General features: G+C 73.7%; 15 protein-coding genes and 1 tRNA gene. 6 read left to right on the forward strand and 10 right to left on the reverse strand.

The window, feature by feature from the left end; genetic code table 11:
- Entirely contained in the window at window positions 1-495 is a 495-nt protein-coding gene (locus tag ACZ7HQ_RS39630) for a DUF3830 family protein (protein WP_471000743.1), read from the forward strand.
- On the opposite strand, the gene ACZ7HQ_RS39635 is transcribed toward ACZ7HQ_RS39630, so the two are convergent.
- A complete protein-coding gene (locus ACZ7HQ_RS39635) occupies window positions 476-1,885 on the reverse strand; it encodes an amidase (protein WP_471000746.1) in 1,410 nt (469 codons plus the stop codon). The genes ACZ7HQ_RS39630 and ACZ7HQ_RS39635 overlap by 20 nt on opposite strands.
- Before the next feature lie 23 nt (window positions 1,886-1,908).
- On the reverse strand, window positions 1,909-2,859 hold the full coding sequence (locus ACZ7HQ_RS39640) for a D-2-hydroxyacid dehydrogenase (RefSeq protein ID WP_471000749.1): 951 nt from the start codon (window positions 2,857-2,859) through the stop codon (window positions 1,909-1,911).
- 185 nt (window positions 2,860-3,044) lie between these two features.
- Between ACZ7HQ_RS39640 and ACZ7HQ_RS39645 the strand changes: the two genes are divergently transcribed.
- From ACZ7HQ_RS39645 to ACZ7HQ_RS39655, 3 genes are all read left to right on the forward strand, one after another.
- Window positions 3,045-3,836, forward strand: a complete 792-nt coding sequence (locus tag ACZ7HQ_RS39645; RefSeq protein ID WP_471000754.1) for a maleate cis-trans isomerase family protein — start codon at window positions 3,045-3,047, stop codon at window positions 3,834-3,836.
- Window positions 3,833-4,564: a maleate cis-trans isomerase family protein gene (locus ACZ7HQ_RS39650; protein ID WP_471000757.1), complete on the forward strand. Its 732-nt coding sequence runs from the start codon at window positions 3,833-3,835 to the stop codon at window positions 4,562-4,564. Before ACZ7HQ_RS39645 ends, ACZ7HQ_RS39650 begins: the two co-directional genes overlap by 4 nt.
- Before the next feature lie 87 nt (window positions 4,565-4,651).
- Entirely contained in the window at window positions 4,652-5,758 is a 1,107-nt protein-coding gene (locus ACZ7HQ_RS39655) for an LLM class flavin-dependent oxidoreductase (RefSeq protein ID WP_471000760.1), read from the forward strand.
- On the opposite strand, the gene ACZ7HQ_RS39660 is transcribed toward ACZ7HQ_RS39655, so the two are convergent.
- Complete coding sequence (locus ACZ7HQ_RS39660; protein ID WP_471000763.1) at window positions 5,737-7,548, reverse strand: putative bifunctional diguanylate cyclase/phosphodiesterase; 1,812 nt, start codon at window positions 7,546-7,548, stop codon at window positions 5,737-5,739. The genes ACZ7HQ_RS39655 and ACZ7HQ_RS39660 overlap by 22 nt on opposite strands.
- Window positions 7,549-7,875: 327 nt before the next feature.
- Between ACZ7HQ_RS39660 and ACZ7HQ_RS39665 the strand changes: the two genes are divergently transcribed.
- Window positions 7,876-9,135, forward strand: coding sequence for a M6 family metalloprotease domain-containing protein (locus tag ACZ7HQ_RS39665; protein ID WP_471000767.1), 1,260 nt, complete (start codon window positions 7,876-7,878; stop codon window positions 9,133-9,135).
- Between the two features lie 79 nt (window positions 9,136-9,214).
- Here the strand turns inward: ACZ7HQ_RS39665 and ACZ7HQ_RS39670 are convergent.
- The 7 genes from ACZ7HQ_RS39670 to ACZ7HQ_RS39700 all read right to left on the reverse strand — a co-directional run bounded on the left by ACZ7HQ_RS39670 (window position 9,215) and on the right by ACZ7HQ_RS39700 (window position 15,757).
- A tRNA-Lys gene (locus tag ACZ7HQ_RS39670) sits at window positions 9,215-9,288 on the reverse strand.
- On the reverse strand, window positions 9,279-9,848 hold the full coding sequence (locus ACZ7HQ_RS39675; protein WP_471000770.1) for a bifunctional DNA primase/polymerase: 570 nt from the start codon (window positions 9,846-9,848) through the stop codon (window positions 9,279-9,281). The genes ACZ7HQ_RS39670 and ACZ7HQ_RS39675 overlap by 10 nt, the downstream gene beginning before the upstream one ends.
- 144 nt (window positions 9,849-9,992) lie before the next feature.
- Window positions 9,993-10,361, reverse strand: coding sequence for a hypothetical protein (locus tag ACZ7HQ_RS39680; RefSeq protein WP_471000773.1), 369 nt, complete (start codon window positions 10,359-10,361; stop codon window positions 9,993-9,995).
- Between the two features lie 444 nt (window positions 10,362-10,805).
- Entirely contained in the window at window positions 10,806-12,143 is a 1,338-nt protein-coding gene (locus tag ACZ7HQ_RS39685; protein ID WP_471000777.1) for an AAA domain-containing protein, read from the reverse strand.
- Window positions 12,140-13,729, reverse strand: a complete 1,590-nt coding sequence (locus ACZ7HQ_RS39690) for a hypothetical protein (protein ID WP_471000780.1) — start codon at window positions 13,727-13,729, stop codon at window positions 12,140-12,142. The genes ACZ7HQ_RS39685 and ACZ7HQ_RS39690 overlap by 4 nt, the downstream gene beginning before the upstream one ends.
- Window positions 13,720-14,907 (reverse strand): hypothetical protein, encoded by a 1,188-nt coding sequence (locus ACZ7HQ_RS39695; RefSeq protein ID WP_471000783.1) that lies wholly within the window; start codon window positions 14,905-14,907, stop codon window positions 13,720-13,722. The genes ACZ7HQ_RS39690 and ACZ7HQ_RS39695 overlap by 10 nt, the downstream gene beginning before the upstream one ends.
- Window positions 14,804-15,757 carry a phosphatase PAP2 family protein gene (locus tag ACZ7HQ_RS39700; protein ID WP_471000787.1) on the reverse strand — a complete coding sequence of 318 codons (954 nt, stop codon included), beginning with the start codon at window positions 15,755-15,757 and terminating at the stop codon, window positions 14,804-14,806. The genes ACZ7HQ_RS39695 and ACZ7HQ_RS39700 overlap by 104 nt, the downstream gene beginning before the upstream one ends.
- 215 nt (window positions 15,758-15,972) lie before the next feature.
- Here ACZ7HQ_RS39700 and ACZ7HQ_RS39705 point away from each other — a divergent pair.
- Window positions 15,973-16,472, forward strand: a 500-nt coding sequence (locus ACZ7HQ_RS39705) for a histidine phosphatase family protein (protein WP_471000790.1), incomplete at its 3' end; no start/stop codon positions are given.

A 16,472-nucleotide genomic window follows, 5' to 3' on the forward strand; every position in this document is an offset into this window, starting at 1 on the left:
ATGGCCGATCGATTCGTCACCGTCTCGCTCGACAAGCGGGACGTGCACTGCACGGCACGACTGCTGGCCGACCGCGCGCCCCTGACCTGCGCGGCGGTATGGGACGCGCTCCCTCTGTCCGGCGACGTCTACCACGCCAAGTACGCCCGCAACGAGATCTACGCCCTCTTCCCGCCGTTCGCCTCCACGGAACCCCCACTGGAGAACCCGACGGTCACCCCGATTCCCGGCGACCTCTGTTACTTCTCCTTCGCCGGCGCCGAACTCGGCACCAAGGCCTACGGCTACGACCGCGAGGTCCGCCCCGGCACCACGGTGGTCGACCTGGCCCTGTTCTACGAGCGCAACAACCTGCTGCTCAACGGCGACGTGGGATGGGTGCCGGGGATCGTGTGGGGCCAGGTGGTGCAGGGCCTGGAGGCGATGGCCGAGGCCTGCAACGACCTGTGGCGCGGCGGGGCGGCGGGGGAGACGCTCAGTTTCCGGCGGGCGTGAGCGCGGCCGGCGTCGCCGAAGCCACCCCCGCCCCGTACAGCGCGTGCGCCGCCCGCAGGACCAGATCGTCCCGGTGCCGGGCGGCCACGAGCTGCATGCCCACCGGGAGTCCCCGGCCGTCCTTCCCGACCGGGACCGTGGCAGCCGGCTGCTGGGTCAGGTTGAACGGGTAGGTGAACGGGGTCCAGCCGGTCCAGCGCCGGTAGGGAGAACCGCCCGGCACCTCCCTGCCCGCCTCGAACGCCGTCACCGGAAGCGTCGGCGTCACCAGCAGGTCGTAGCGGTCGTGGAAGCGGCCCATGCGACGGCCGAGGTCCATGCGGACGTCCACCGCGGCCAGGTAGTCCAGCGCGCTGTAGCGGGCGCCCTGCGCGCAGATCTCCCGCAGACCCGGGTCGAGCAGCTGCCGGCGGTGCGGTGAGAACCGCTCGGTGAGCCGGGCCGCGCCACTGAACCACAGGACGTGGAACGCCTCCACCGGCTCGCTGAAGTCGGGGTCGGCCTCCTCGACGTACGCCCCGAGGTCCGCGAGGCGCTCCACCGCCCGCCGGACGGCCGCCGCGACCGCCGGCTGGACCGCGACCTGGCCGCCGAGCGAGGGGGAGTAGGCCACGCGGAGTCCGTGCACGCCCCCCTCCAGCGCCTCCGTGAAGGGACCCGGCGCGGGCGGCAGCGCGGACCAGTCGCGCGGGTCGGGCGCGGCGACGACGTCGAGCAGCAGGGCCGCGTCGGCCGCGTCCCGGGTCATCGGGCCCGCGTGCGACAGCGTGCCGAACGGGCTCGCCGGATACAGCGGCACCCTGCCGTACGTCGGTTTCAGGCCGAAGACGCCGCAGAACGCGGCCGGGATGCGGATGCTGCCGCCGCCGTCCGTGCCCAGGGACAGCGGGCCCGCGCCGAGCGCCACGGCCGCCGCGCTGCCCCCGCTGGAGCCGCCGGCGGTGCGGGAGGGGTCGTGCGGGTTGCGGGTGACGCCGGACAACGGGGAGTCCGTCACGCCCTTCCAGCCGAACTCGGGGGTCGTGGTCTTGCCGAGGAACACCGCGCCGTGCTCGCGCAGCCGGGCCACCGAGGGCGCGTCCTCGTCCCAGCGGCCCTGCTCGGAGACCGCCTTCGAACCACGCAGGGTGGGGTGGCCGCGCAGGAGCAGGAGGTCCTTCACCGTCACCGGCACCCCGTCGACCAGCCCGGCCGGCTCACCGCGTTGCCAGCGCCGCGCCGACTCCCGCGCCCGTGCGAGCGCGTCCTCCTCGATGAGGCGCACGAACGCGTTCACCGCCGGCCGGCTCGCCCGGGCCCGCTCAAGGGCCTGTTCGGTCGCCTCCACGGGACTGAACTCACCCTTGCGGTAGCCGTCGAGGAGCTGGACGGCGGTGAGGTCGGTGAGCATGCACCCTCCAAGAGGCCGAGAGATCAGTGACCGGGGACGTAACCACGCTTCTTGTCGACCACGTTCACCAGTGATCTGCCCGCCGCCCAGCGCTCGTACAACTCCACGAACTGCGCGCCCAGTTCGTCGCGCCAGCCGACCGTGTCCCCGCTCATGTGCGGGGAGACGATCAGCCCGGGCAGGGTCCACAACGGGCTGTCCCCGGGCAGGGGTTCGCTGGTGAACACGTCCAGTGCGGCACCCGCGATCCAGCGCCGGGTCAGGGCGTCGGCGAGGGCGTCCTCGTCCACCAGGGCGCCCCGCCCGACGTTCACGAAGAACGCGGACGGCTGCATCACGCCGAACCGGTGGCTGTCGAACATGCGGTACGTCTCCGCGGTGAGCGGCGCCGCCGCGATCACCCAGTCCGCGCGGGAGATCAGCCGGTCCAGGTCGGCCGGGCCGTGGATGCCGGTCCGCGGCACCCGCCCGACCAGCGCCGTCGTCACGCCCAGTGCCTTCAGGGTGCGCACGATCGCCCGGCCGATCGGGCCCGAGCCGACCACGCACGCGCGCGTGCCCGCCACCCGCCGGCCCTCCCGGTGCCGCCAGGTCCGCTCCCGCTGGTGCTCCAGCGTGCGCGGCAGGTCCTTGGCGGCCGCCAGCACCAGGGCCGCCACGTACTCGGCGATCGGCTGGTCGAAGATCCCGCGCGCGTTGGTCACCACCGTGGCGGACTCGGCGAGTTCCGGGCACAGCAGATGGTCCACGCCCGCGCTCGCCGTGTGCACCCAGGCCGGCCTCGGCCCGTGACCCGGCCAGGCCTCGCGCACCGCGTGCGAGGTGAAGTCCCAGACCAGGAGCACGTCCGCCTGCGGCAGCCGGGCGGCCAGGTGCGCGGCGTCGGTGTGCACGATCCGGGCGCGGCCGGTGAGCCGGCCGAGCCGGGGCGGCGGCTCGGCGTCCAGGACGAGGACGGTGGGGAGGGTCGTCATACGGGGCGGCTCCCGGCGTCTGACAGGCTCTTGCGTACGAGGTGACATGCGCGGTGGCATGCCTGGTGACGTACGCGGTGACATGCGCGGATTGACCACGCTCGCACCCGAATCTACCTTCGTCAACACGGGCGTACTCGCGATCCGTTGCCCACTCGTCTCCCAGCGTGAGGCCGGTGCCAGCCATGGACGTCTCCTTTCTCGGCGGCCCCCGCCCCCAGCGCGGTGTCGGCGTGGTGGCTCCCTTCGACTTCGCCCTCGACCGCGAGCTGTGGCGCTGGGTGCCCGACGAGGTGTCGCTGCACCTGACCCGGACCCCGTTCGTGCCCGTCGAGGTGAGCCTGGACCTGGCCCGGCTGGTGAGCGAGCACGAGACCCTCACCGACGCGGTGCGCGCGCTGACCGCCGTCGCACCCGAGGTCGTCGCCTACGCCTGCACCTCCGGCAGCTTCGTCGGCGGGATCGCCGGGGAGCGGGCGATGTGCGCGGCGATGAGCCTGGCGGGCGCGCCGCCCTCCGTGACGACCTCCGGCGCGCTGCTCCAGGCGCTGGCCGAGCTGCGGGTACGACGGGTCGCGCTGGTCACGCCGTACACGGTGTCCGTGACCCGGGCGCTGGAGGAGTTCGTCGCCGAGGCCGGGGTGCAGGTCACCGGGTGCGCCTTCATGGGGCTGACCCGGCACATCTGGCAGGTGCCGTACCGGGACGTCGTCGCCATGGCGCGGCAGGCCGTCGTCCGCCCCGGCAGCGCCGACGCGCTGTTCATCTCCTGCACCAACCTGCCGACCTACGACGTGATCCCCCAGCTGGAGGCCGAGCTGCGCATCCCGGTGCTGTCCGCCAACCAGGTCACGATGTGGGCTGCACTGCGCCGGATGGGTACCCGGGCCGTGGGCCCCTATCAGGCGCTGCTGGACGAGGCCGCGCGTGCCTGGCCCCCGGTACTGCCCGAAGAGACGCAGGAAGGCTGGACATGACCGCACTCGGATTCCTCTACCCGGGCCACTCCGCCGAGGACGACTATCCACGCATCGAGCAGCTCCTGGGCAGCGACATCCGGGTGGACCTGGTCCACACCGACATCGGCGAGGACGCGCACCGGGTGGCGGCGCTGCGCGAGATGGGGTCCGCCGAGCGGCTCGCGGCGGGCATGGAGGGGTTGCGGCTGACCGGCGCCGAGACGGTGGTGTGGGCCTGCACCAGCGGTGGCTTCGTGCACGGCTGGGACGGCGCCCAGGAGCAGGTGCGCACACTCGCCCGGCTGGCCGGGATGCCGGCGTCCTCGACGTCGTTCGCCTTCGTGCACGCGGCCCGCGAGATCGGGGTGCGCCGGGTCGCGGTCGGGGCGACCTACCCGGAGGACGTGGCCGCGCTGTTCGCGGACTTCCTGCGGGCCGGCGGCCTGGAGGTGACCGGGATGCGGTCGTCCGGGATCGTCACGGCCGCCGAGGTCGGCACCTGGGGCGAGGAGGACGTGCTGACGCTGGCGCGCGCGGCCGACGTCCCGGACGCGGAGGCGGTGCTGCTGCCGGACACGGCGCTGCACACGGCCGCGCATCTGTCGCTGCTGGAGAAGGCCCTGTCCAAGCCGGTGCTCACGGCGAACCAGGTGTCGGTGTGGGAGGCGCTGAGGCTTGCCGACCGGCGGGTGAACGCGCCGACGCTGGGGACGCTGTTCACGAGGGAGCCGATCGTGCAGGTCTGAGGGCCGGCAGGGGCGGGAGGAATAAGCGGGGACTGCCTCCTGTTAGGTGGGCCAGGACAGCCACGCCACAAACAGGAGGCCCGCACCGTGTCGGCAGACGAGGCAGTCGAGGCAGACGAGATCCGGGGCACCACGCACGGGACCGCCCCCGCCCCCCTCTCCGTACTGGACCTGGTGACCGTCGGCGCGGGCAGCACCGCCACCGACGCCCTGCGCACCAGCGTGGCGCTGTCCCGGTTCGCCGAGGCCCGCGGGTTCCACCGGTACTGGGTCGCCGAGCACCACTCCATGCCCGGCGTCGCCTCGTCGTCGCCCGCCGTGATCCTCGCCCACCTCGCCGCCCACACCGACCGCATCCGGCTCGGCTCGGGCGGCGTCATGCTGCCCAACCACGCCCCCCTGGTGATCGCGGAGCAGTTCGGCACGCTGGAGGCGATGGCGCCGGGCCGCATCGACCTGGGCCTCGGCCGGGCGCCGGGCACGGACGGCGCCACCGCCGCGGCCCTGCGCCGCACCGACACCCTGAACGAGGGCGCCGACGACTTCCCCGAGCAGCTCGCGGAACTCGTCCGCTTCCTGGACGACGACTTCCCCGACGGACACCCCTACCGCCGTATCCACGCCATCCCGGGCCCCGTCCAGGCCACCACCCCCGGCGGCGTCCAGTCCCCGCACCGGCCGCCGGTCTGGCTGCTCGGCTCCTCCGGCTTCAGCGCCCGCCTCGCCGGCATGCTCGGCCTGCCGTTCGCCTTCGCCCACCACTTCTCCGCGCAGAACACCATCCCGGCCCTGGACCTGTACCGGCAGAGCTTCCGCCCCTCCGCGGTCCTCGACGAGCCGTACGCCCTCATCGGCGTCTCGGCCCTCGCCACCGACGACGCGCGCGAGGCCCGCCGCCAGACCCGGGCGATGGCCCTGAACATGCTCCGCCTGCGCACCGGCCGGCCCGGTCTGTTCCCCGACCCGGACGAGGCCGAGAAGCACGAGTTCAGCCCGATGGAGGAGGAGTTCATCACCTCCTGGACGTCCAACATCGTGCACGGCGGCGCCGACGAGGTCCGCTCGGGCCTGGACGATCTGCACAAGCGCACGGGCGCCGACGAGCTGATGCTCGTCTCCCACGCCCACCGCGGTGAACTCCGGTTGCGTTCCTACGAGTTGATCGCGGACGCCTACGGATTGCCGACCGCGTAGGTCTGCGCGCCGAGGAGTTCGGAGATACGATCCGGCGGCACCGGACGGGAGTACAGCCAGCCCTGCCCGGTGTCGCAGCCGATCCGGCGCAGCCGGGTGGCCTGGGCCGAGGTCTCCACGCACTCGGCGGTGACGGTGATGCCGAGCCGGTGGGCGAGCTGGATCATCGCCTCGACGATGACCTCGTCGGCGCGGTTGGGAGTGATCGCCGGGGTCTTGCCGGACTCCGCCTCGTACTGGAAGCCCCGCACGAACGACCCGTCCAGCTTGAGGGTCGAGACCGGCAGGCGGCTGAGGTAGGCGAGGTTCGAGTAGCCGGTGCCGAAGTCGTCGATGGCGATACGCACGCCCATGTCGCTGAGCGCCTGCAGTGCCTGCAGCGGGCGGCCGGCCGAGCCCATCACCGCCGACTCGGTCAGCTCCAGCTGCAGCAGGTGCGGGGCGAGCCCGGTCTCGGCGAGGATCTCCGCCACGTCGGCGACCAGGTCGGAGTCCCACACCTGCCGCACGGCCACGTTGACGCTGACGAAGATCGGCGGTTCGTCGGGGTGGTCCAGCTGCCAGCGGCGGGCCTGGCGGCAGGCGGTGTTCAGCGCCCAGCGGCCGAGCTGCACGATCGAGCCGTCCTCCTCGGCCAGTCCGATGAACCGATTCGGCGTCAGTGTGCCGAACTGAGGATGATTCCAGCGGATCAACGCCTCGACCCCGGACAGGCGTCCGTCCTCCATGCCGACCAACGGCTGGTATTCGAGCGCGAATTCGTCGCGGTCGATGGCGGGGCGCAAAGTGGACGCCAGGGCCTGACGGGTCATCCGGTGCGCGTTGCGCTCGGGGTCGAACAGGGTCCAGCGGGCCTTGCCGTCGGCCTTCGCCCAGTACAGCGTCGTATCGGCCGCCTGCATCAGGCCCGTGGCCGTCGTACCCGCCGCGTGCCGCTCGACGACGCCGATGGACGCGGTCAACGACAGCCGCTGCCCGGCCAGATCGAAGGGGTCCTCCAGCGCCTTCAGCGCCGACTCGGCGAGCTCGGCGAGCTGTTCGGTGCCGGTGGAGTCCTCCACGAGCAGGGCGAACTCGTCGCCGCCGAGCCGGGCCACCAGCGGTGTGACGGCGCGGGCGTAACCGGCCTCGTCGGCCACCCGGGTCAGGCGCTCGGCGACGGCCGCGAGCAGCCGGTCGCCGACGCGGTGGCCGAGGGTGTCGTTGACGGCCTTGAAACCGTCGAGATCCAGGTAGCACAGCCCGATCCGGCCGGTGCCGCTCTGCTCGTACGACTCCGCCTCCAGCGCGGCCGAAAGCCGCTCGAAGAACAGCGTGCGGTTGGGCAACCGGGTCACCGGGTCGTGCATCTGCAAGTGCCGCAGCCGCGCCTGGAGTTCGCGGCGGGCGCTGATGTCGGCGACGGACAGCAGCACCCCGGTCTCGCCGCCGAGCGGGGCCACGGTCACCTGCACCCACACCGAGTGCCCCTCGGGATGTTTCAGCCGGCGGGTGCAGCGCAGCTTCGCCTGCCGGCCGCGCAGCACCTCGCGGTAGGCGTGCCAGCTGCGGGTGTCCGAGGCCAGGTCCACCAGGTCGGCGGCGATCCGCCCGGTGAGCGTGTCCGGATCGGTGCCCAGCAGCTCGCCGAAGGCCGCGTTCGCGCCGGCGACCAGGCCCGCGCGGTCCACGACGGCCATGGCGATCGGGGCAGCCGCGAAGACACGGTGGTAGGTGGTGTGGTCACTGTCTGTGACGGCTGACCGGTCGAGGTCTGCCGCGGGCGTCGGCCCTTCGGACGTTCCGCTCACCGCTCGCTCCCGCAGTGCACTCGATCGCTGTCGCTGTCCGTGCCGGAAAGTGTGCCGATCATAGAGGCTGGCCCCGGGCCCTTCCAGCCGATGTCCAGTGTCCCGGACCGAACACTGGTTCTGACAGATCGTTTCTGCCCGCGCCTGGACGGGTTCTTCAGGCCCCCGACCAGTTGTGACGTTCTGTGAGTGTTCCGGGGTGTCGGGCGCCGGAGCGCGCCGGAGCATCCGGGGGCGCACTCACCCTTGTGGTGCAGATGAACAGGGCATGACGCAATAAATAACAGCAATCTGGATGCGGGTCCTGTCGAACCGCGTCCGGAGGTCATGTCCGTGCCCAAGCTGCGCAGCACCGCCGCCGTGTGCACCACGCTGTCGGCGCTCGCCGCGACGTCGATCCTCAGCGGCCCGTCGGTCGCCGAGCCCTTCTCCACCACCCCCTGCGCGCTGCACCGCACCGACGCCCACCACTCCGAGGGCGTGGACACCTGGAACCCCGACTACACCCGGCCGATCGGCGCCCTGGACGCCGTCATGGTCTTCCTGTCCTTCCCGGACGCCGCGCCGCGCACCACCCCCGCCGAGCTGACCGCCGACCACTTCCCGGCCACCAGCCGCTACTTCGAGCAGGCCTCCTACGGCAGGTTCACCCTCCGCCCGCACCCGCTCGGGCACTGGCTGCGCATGCCCCGGCCGTCCACGGCGTACGCCATAAGGCGTGACTGGAGCGTGGAGGACCGGGCCGCCTACCTGCGGGACGCGTTCGCGGTCGCCGACAAGGAGGTCGACTTCTCGCGCTACCAGGTCGTGTACTTCGTCGCCGATCCGGACGCGCCCGGCGTCGACTCGGACGCGACGAAGGTCGTCAACCTGGACACGCCCGTGCACGTGGACGGCACGGACATCCGCCGGGTCGTCACCGTGTTCGAGAAGCATCCGCCGGACCGGCTGGTCCTCGCCCACGAGACCGGCCATGTCTTCGACCTGCCCGACCTCTACCACCGCCCCGTCGACGGCAAGGGCGACTGGGACACCTACGTCGGCGACTGGGACCTGATGGGCAGCCAGTTCGGGCTCTCGCCCGACCTGTTCGCCTGGCACAAGTGGAAGCTGGGCTGGCTGGATCCGCGCCAGGTGGTGTGCGTGCGCGGCGCGGGACCGACCCGGCTGACCCTGGAGCCACTGGAGGCGGGCCCCGGGATCCCGGTGCAGGGCACGGCGGGCGCCCCGGCCTTCGGCCTCGGGCACGGGGTGAAGCTGGCGATCGTACGCACCGGGCCCGACAGCGCCCTGGGCTTCGAGGCACGCGGCCCGGCCGGAAACGACCGGGCCGGCTGCCGGCAGGGGGTGCTGGTGTACCGGATCAGAAGTGGAGCGGAGTCCGGCGGCGGCCCGGTGGAGGTGGTCGACGCCCACCCGCGCACCGAGGGGTGCTGGGAGGACTCGGTCTACCCGCCCCTCGCCGACGCCCCGGTCGCCCTCGGTGAGAGCTTCACCGTGCCCGGGGAGGACGTCCAGGTGGAGGTGGAGGGGAGGACGGCGTCGGGGGCATGGACGGTGAGGATCACGCCGCGTGTCACCGGCTGATGCCTGCTTGACGTACACACCGCGCACACGAAAACGGCGGGCCGGATTCTTTCGAACCGGACCCGCCGTCTTCCGCGCGTGCGCCGCCAGGGACTCGAACCCCGGACCCGCTGATTAAGAGTCAGCTGCTCTAACCAACTGAGCTAGCGGCGCCTGCTGACGTCGTAGACCTTAGCATCCTGGTCGGCGGGAGGAAAAATCGATATGCGGACGGCGGCGCGGGCCGCCCGCACGGCCGCCCAGAGGACGACCTCCGGCCCCGGCAGCCAGGGGTGACGCGCGTCCGGGGCGACCAGCCAGCGGGCGGTGCCGGTGCCGTCGTCCCCGGTGGGCGCCGGGACGGTCACCGCGTCGCCCGTGCCGTGACACAGCAGGGGCGGCACCGCATCCGCGCGGTTCGAGCCCCACTCCTCCCACGCGAGCAGCGAGGGCAGTCGCTGGGCCGTGCCCGGTGCGGCGAACAGCAGCACACGGCCCCGGAAGATCGCGACAGGGCCGGAGCCCGGGCCGTCGTCCCAGAGCCGGTCCAGCATCCGGCGGCCGAAGATCGCCGGTGCGCTCACCACGTCGAAAACGGTGCCGCAGGGCAGGACGACGGGGGCGCCCGGGCGCTCCTCCCAGAGGGCGAGCGTGCTGCGTGGGTAGGTGGCCGCCGAGGCGAGCCAGCCGACTCCGTCGGAGGTGACCCGGGTGACGTTCGGTGTGCTGCTCATGCCACCCAGATGTACCGGGGGTGAGCGGGCCGTTCTTCTGAGTTGCCGAAACTCGGGACAGAAACGGTGGGGGAGGAGTATCTTGCCCGCCTGGCATATGCCAGGCGGGGGTGACGTGCGGGATCGAAGTTGACGGGCGGGAGGTCACGCGGGATCGGCGGTCGTCCGGCCCTCGGTGTTGCCGCGCAGCAGGTCCCGCCCGAACTCGACCATCTTCTTCGCGTAGTCCTCGGTCCACTCCGCCCGCTCGGCGATGTCCGCCGGGGTCAGCCGGTCGAACCGGCGCGGGTCGGCGAGCTGGGCCGCCGCGATGGCCTGGAACTCCACGGCCCGGTCGGCGGCCGCGCGGAACGCCTGGGTCAGCTCCGTGGCCCGGACCAGCAGCGCCCGCGGATCCTCGATCGACTCCAGGTCGAAGAAGTGCTCGGGATCGGCGGCCGCCTCCGCGGGCTCGAAGATCAGAGGCGCGGGGCGTAGCCGCGGTTCGTTACGACGCGGCGTGGGCTCCGCCATGTCTTGTCTCCTCCTCGTACGGTTCGCTGGGCCCCGCCTTCGGGTGGGCCACCGTCCATTGTCCCGCGCGCACGCAAGGCCCCCTCATGGCCGCGGTTTCACCCGGAGTCCCGCCGGGTGAGCCGACCGGCGAGGCCTCGGGGCGCGGTGCCGGTTCACCCGGGGCTCGGTGAGGGGCGGCGCTGAGCCGGGTGCCGGGTGCCGGGTGGGGCGGTCACGGCTGCCAGGGCACTCGGGGCTTGCAAGGTGGGCCGTGGCGGCGGGGCCGCGGGTCACGGCTGCCAGGGCACCCGGTGTTCCGTCAGGTGGGCCAGGACCGCGTGGCTCGCCTCCCAGCCGTCCGGGGCTGTGACCGTCGGCCGCCTCCGGCGGCGGGCCGGACTCCGTCCGGCGAGCGGGCGGCGCTGAGCCGGATGGCCGCCGACCAGGTGCCCGGTGGGGCGGTCACGGTTGCCAGGGCACCCGGTGTTCCGTCAGGTGGGCCAGGACCGCGTGGTTCGCCTCCCAGCCGTCCGGGAACTTCACCAGCGTGCCCAGCTGGACCGGTTCCGTGGACGGGTAGGCGTCCAGGAGGTCGCCCACGCCCGCGCGGCAGACCACGATGCACGCGTGGCGGTGCCGGGAGGCCAGGACGCACAGGCGGCCGGTCTCCAGGTGGAAGGCGGTGGCGTCGGGGCGGCCGGAGAGCGGGTGCAGGACGACCGTGACGTCGTACTCCCGGCCCTGGAGGCGGTTCGCGGTGTCGACCGTGACGTCCGCCACGCCCAGTTCGGCGAGCGCCGTGCGGACCGCCGCCGCCTGGTCGCGGTGGGCCGTGCCGACGGCGATGCGGTCGGCACTGAGGGGGGCCGGATCCGGGGCCCGCTCGGAGACGGCCGCGCCGTCTCTGTCCAGCAGGCGGCGCACGACCGTGGCCGCGGCCCGCACCGCCTCGGGGTCCGTGCGCGGGGTGTGCCGGGCGGGCAGCTCCAGCAGGGCCCAGCCGGATTCCGCCGCCTCGTCGATCGCACGGTCCGGGCCCGAGCCGTCGGACGGGACGGCGAAGGCCAGGCGGCGGTCGCCGTGGTCCGTGCCGCTGCGGAAGGGCGTGTAGGGGTAGAAGGCGTCCGAGACCAGGGGGGCCGCGGAGGCCGGCAGGCGCCAGGAGACCGGGAGGCGGTGCTGCGGCAGGCCCGGATTGTGCGCCAGGAGCGTGGTCACCGCGGAGGCCGACGGGTCGTACGACAGGCCCGCCCACTGCTCGCTGCCGACGATCGCGAACGGGTCCAGCTGACCGGGGTCGCCCACGAACAGCGCCCGCTCGAACAGTCCGGCCACGGCCAGCAGGGAGTCGGAGCGCATCTGGTACGCCTCGTCCACGATCGCGTGCCGCCAGGGCTCGTCGACCTTCACATGCGCCCACTTCGCCGCCGTGGACAGCACGACCGGCAGGCCGTTCAGCTCTGCCGCCTTCGCCGATGTGCGGACCTGCGGCAGATCGTCCAGTGCCTTGTCGTAGGCGTCGGTGTCGCTGCTGTGCAGGCGGCCGACCGGCAGCTCCGGGTTCTTCTCGGCGAGCCGGAGGACGAGATCGTCCACCTGGGCGTTGGTCTGCGCCACCACCATCAACGGGCGGCCCGCCTCGGCCAGTTCCAGTGCCGCGCGGACCACGAGTGTCGACTTGCCGGCGCCCGGCGGGGAGTCCACGACCACACCCCGCTCGGTGCCGTGCAGGGTGTCGTGCAGGATCGCGTCGGTGGCGCGGGCGGCGGCCGCCCCGGGGTCGAAGCCGACCGTCGTCACAGGACGTCCTCCTCGGTCACGGTGTCGGGGGTCTCGGGGGCGGCCTCACCCGGCGGCCCGCCGTGCGTCCACGGGGTCTCCTCCGGGTCGGGCAGCTTCGCGCCGCCGCGCTGCTCGTGCTCGAAGAGGGTGAAGCACACCCGGTCGCCCTTCTCCGGCACCGAACCGGGCTCCGGCTCCTTGCCACGGCCCATCTTGTCCAGGATCCGCAGCACGAGCCCGCCCTCGCGGTCGGGTCCGACGAACTCCGCCGACTGCGGCTTGCCGCCCAGCGAGCGGTACACCTTCGCGCGCTCGGCGAGATGCGGCCGGTCGTCCGTGCGGACCGTCACCAGCGGGCGCGGGCTCGGCCGCCTGCCCTCGCTGTACGCCAGGACGACGTCGGTGACCTCGCCGGCGAACGCCTCCCCGGCCAGCCGCCGCCCCGCCATCACCAGCGGGTCGTCCAGCGCCTCCTGCGCCTCCAGCCGGGCCTGCTCCCGCTCGCGCGTGGCCAGCTTGTTCGCCGCCGTCACCGCGTCGTCCCGGCGCGGCTGCGGGGGCTCGCCCGCCAGCACCCGGTCGCGGTGACCGGTGAACGACCACCGGTCACGGGTCCAGCGCTCCTCCACATGCGCGCCCTGCGGCAGCGCCCGCAGCAGGTCCAGACCCTGCCACACCGCGTCCCAGGTGGGCCGTGTGCGGCTTTCCACCAGGTCGCGGATCTCCCGCTCGGCGGCCGTCAGCGCCGCCAGCCGGTCGTCGGCGGCCAGGGCGTCCTCGGCGGCGGCGAGTGCGCCGCGCGCGCGGTCGTAGCGCTCGATCGCCGGGGCCAGCAGCTTGTTGTCGAACGCCGGGTCGGTGGCGGGACCGGCCGGCGGGCACAGCAGCTGGCCGGCCCCGTCCCGGGCCAGCTCGGCCCGGCGGGCGGCCTCGGCGCCGCTCGTGCCCTCCGGTGGGTCGATCCAGGAGAGCAGCGCGCCCAGGTGCTGGTCCTCCAGGCTCGACTGGCCCGTCGCCCAGTGCCGGGACAGCACCTCGGTCAGGGCGAGGAGCAGGGAGGAGCCGGGGACCCGGGACCGCTCGCCGTAGTGGGTCAGCCAGCGGCCGAGCAGCGGCACCCGCGGCGGCGCCGGATAGGGAGCCTCCGGGTCCTGCTCGGCCGTACGCCGAAAACGCATCGAGCGGCCCAGCAGCCGTACGAAGTCCAGACCCGCCCGGCTCGGCACGATCAGCTGGGGGGCGTCCGCGCACAGCTCGACCTCGACCCTGACCCGCTTGCCGGTCTCCGGGTCGGTCTCGGTGCGCTCGGCCGCCTCGACCGACGCGGCGTAGGAGTCGACGTACGGCAGGACGACGTCGGCCAGCTCGGCGAGGAACGTGAAGCGCAGATCGCGGTCGCGGGGCTGCGGCACGGCCAGCAGGCGCGGCGCGTGCCGGTCGGTGCCGACGAGCGCACCGAGCGGGGCGCCGGCCTCACCGGCGGTGGTGAGCGGCACGAACACCAGGGGACGCTCGGACAGATGGCGGTGCCGGACGGTCGCGGTGGGCCGGGCCCGGCCGGTGGCCACGGCCTCGAGCCGGGCGAGGGTGGTGATCAGGGACACGCGGCCGCCCCCTCCGCACCCGCCAGCGCCTCCGCGCGCAGGGCCGCCGCCCGGCGCAGCGCCGCGACCGCCGGGTCGTCCGGGTCGCCCCTCTCACCGCGCGCCGCCGCGAGGACGTCCCAGACCGTGGTCAGGCCGCCCAGTTCCGCGCGCAGGGGCCGGCCGAGACGGGTGACGACGCCCGCCTCGCGGGAGCGTTCCCTGCAGTGGAAGGCCAGCTCGCACGCGGACAGGCACTCGGGCGCGTACGTCGCCGGGACCGCGTCCACGGCCGCCGAAAGCTCCTCGGCGCTGCGGTCGGGCGCGAAGCACGTGCCGTCGGGCAGGGTCCCGGCGATCTCCTCGATGCGGGTGAGCCGGGCCAGCTGACGGGCGGTGACCGCGCGCTGCTTGCGGATGTCGACGGCCGAGCCGGCGGGCAGGTTCGAGAAGTCCTTCGGGCAGACCAGAAGCACCCGGTGACGCACCCGCGGGGGAGGATCCAGGCGTGCGGCGACCTCCTCCAGGGCCAGTACGTACACCGCCGCCTGCCGGGCCGCCGCGCCGACCTTCGCCGGGTCCGCCGAGCCGTCCAGCATCGGGAACGACTTGATCTCGACCACCGACCAGCTGCCGTCCGGGTGCACGACCACCGCGTCCGGCTCCAGGAACGCGAGCGAACCGGCCACGTCCAGGGCCAGCATCGGGTGGTCCAGCAGCGTCCAGCCGCCCGCGCGCGTGGCCTCGCGCAGCGCCAGCGCCGTGCGCGCCGTACGCCCCTCGGGGCCCTGCGCGCTCAGGTCGGGGACGGCGGCGCCTTCCGGCTCTGCGGCGCCCGGGTCCAGGCGGGCGTGCGCCAGCCGCAGCAACTCGGCGCCGCCGTCCGCCTTCACCTTCGCCTCGAACGCGTTGCCCCGGGTCAGCGCGAACTGCGACTGCCCGAAACCGGACGGCGCGCCCAGCGCGCTCGCCAGCCGCGCCTTGTCCACCCCGGCGCCGTCCAGGATCGCCCGTCGCGCGCACCCGGGGTTCGCGGCGAGCGCCGCGAGGGCGCGTGCGTCCAGGGCCTTGGCCGGTACGTCGGGACCGCGCAGCTCAGCGAGCCGGTGTCGGAGCCCCTTCGCCCGCGTCGCTGGGGGCGGTGTCCGGTTCGGCCCCGGCGTCGAGCCGCGACTCGCGCTGCCGTGGAATTCGCTCACCCGCGGAAGTCTGGCATCCGGCACTGACAATCGGGGAACCCGTGCCGGCCGGGACCGGTGTGCGGGGCGGGAACAGCCGGGACAGGCGGGCCCGGAGCAGATCCAGGCCCCGGATCACGCGCGGCGCCAGCAGGGAGCCGACGCCCATCACGGCGACACCCGCCACCGCGTCGAGGAAGTAGTGGTTGGCGGTGCCCATGACCACGAGCGCGGTCCCGAGCGGATAGCCGACGGCGAGGACCTTGGCGAGGCGGGTGCGGCCGTGGCGCCACAGCATCACCCCGCACCACAGCGCCCAGCCGACGTGCAGGCTCGGCATCGCCGCGTACTGGTTGGTCATCCCGCCCATGCCGCGCGGCGCGCTCGCCTCGCCGCCCCACCAGCCGTAGGAGCTGTAGTGCGCCATGGTGTCCACGAAGCCGTGACCGGCGGAGAGCAGCCGGGGCGGGCAGGTGGGCAGCAGCGTGAAGCCGATCAGTCCGATGAACGTGGACGTCATCAGCCAGGTGCGGGCCCGCCGGTAGTGCTCGGCGCGGGTCCGGAACAGCCAGATCAGGAGGGCGGGCGTGACCAGGTAGTGCAGCGAGGCGTACCAGAAGTCGGCGGGCACGCCGAGCCAGGGCTCGCGGGTGAACAGCCGGTTGAGCGGATGCTCCGCGTTGAGGTGCAGGGCCTTCTCGAGGCGCAGGATGGCCAGGCCGTGGTCGACGGCGGAGGAGACGTCACCGCGGGCGAGGAGCCGGCCGGCCGAGTAGCAGCCGTACACGAGGAGGATCAGCGGCAGCTCGGTCCACCAGCGCAGCCGGGTACGGGGAACCACCTCGGTGCCCGGTGTCTCGGTCTGCGGCATCCGATCGCCCTCCCCCTTCTGCAGTGCGGCCCGCCCCGGAGGGCGACCGTGCCACCTTACGGTGTCCGTATCCCGCCCATGCGGGCGCTCCGGCCCACAAAGACGTCGGGATCGCCCGCCGGGTTGCCCCGACCGGGTGTGAGCGATGATGGAGAAGCCCTCTCTTCTCGTTCTCGTGGCGTCCGTGTGGCGTCTTACTCCCGGAAAGGTCTCCCATGGCACCGCGCATCCTGCTGGCCCGGCACGGACAGACGGAGTGGTCGCTGTCCGGCAAGCACACCGGCAGGACCGACGTGCCGCTGCTGGAGGAGGGCCGGCGGGGGGCCAAGCTGCTCGGCGAGCGACTGCACCGCGCCCCGCTGGACGGGCTGCCGGGGGTGGAGGTGCGCACCAGCCCCCTGGCACGCGCGCGTGAGACGTGCGAACTGGCCGGCTTCGGGGACCGGGCGAGTGCCTGGGACACGCTCATGGAGTGGGACTACGGCGCCTACGAGGGCATGACGCCGGCCGAGATCCAGGCCGTGCGGCCGGGGTGGCTGATCTGGCGGGACGGGGTGCCGCGGGGCGAGACCATCGCCGAGGTCACCGCCCGCGCGGACGAGGTGGTGGCGTGGGCGCGGGGGGGGGAAAGCGGCGTGCTGGTGCTCGCCCCCCGCACCCCGCCCCCCCCCCCAGGCGCCCATCGTCTGGGGCTGCCGCCGGGCCTCGCCGCCCG

It is taken from the genome of Streptomyces sp. NPDC037290 (assembly GCF_055603245.1).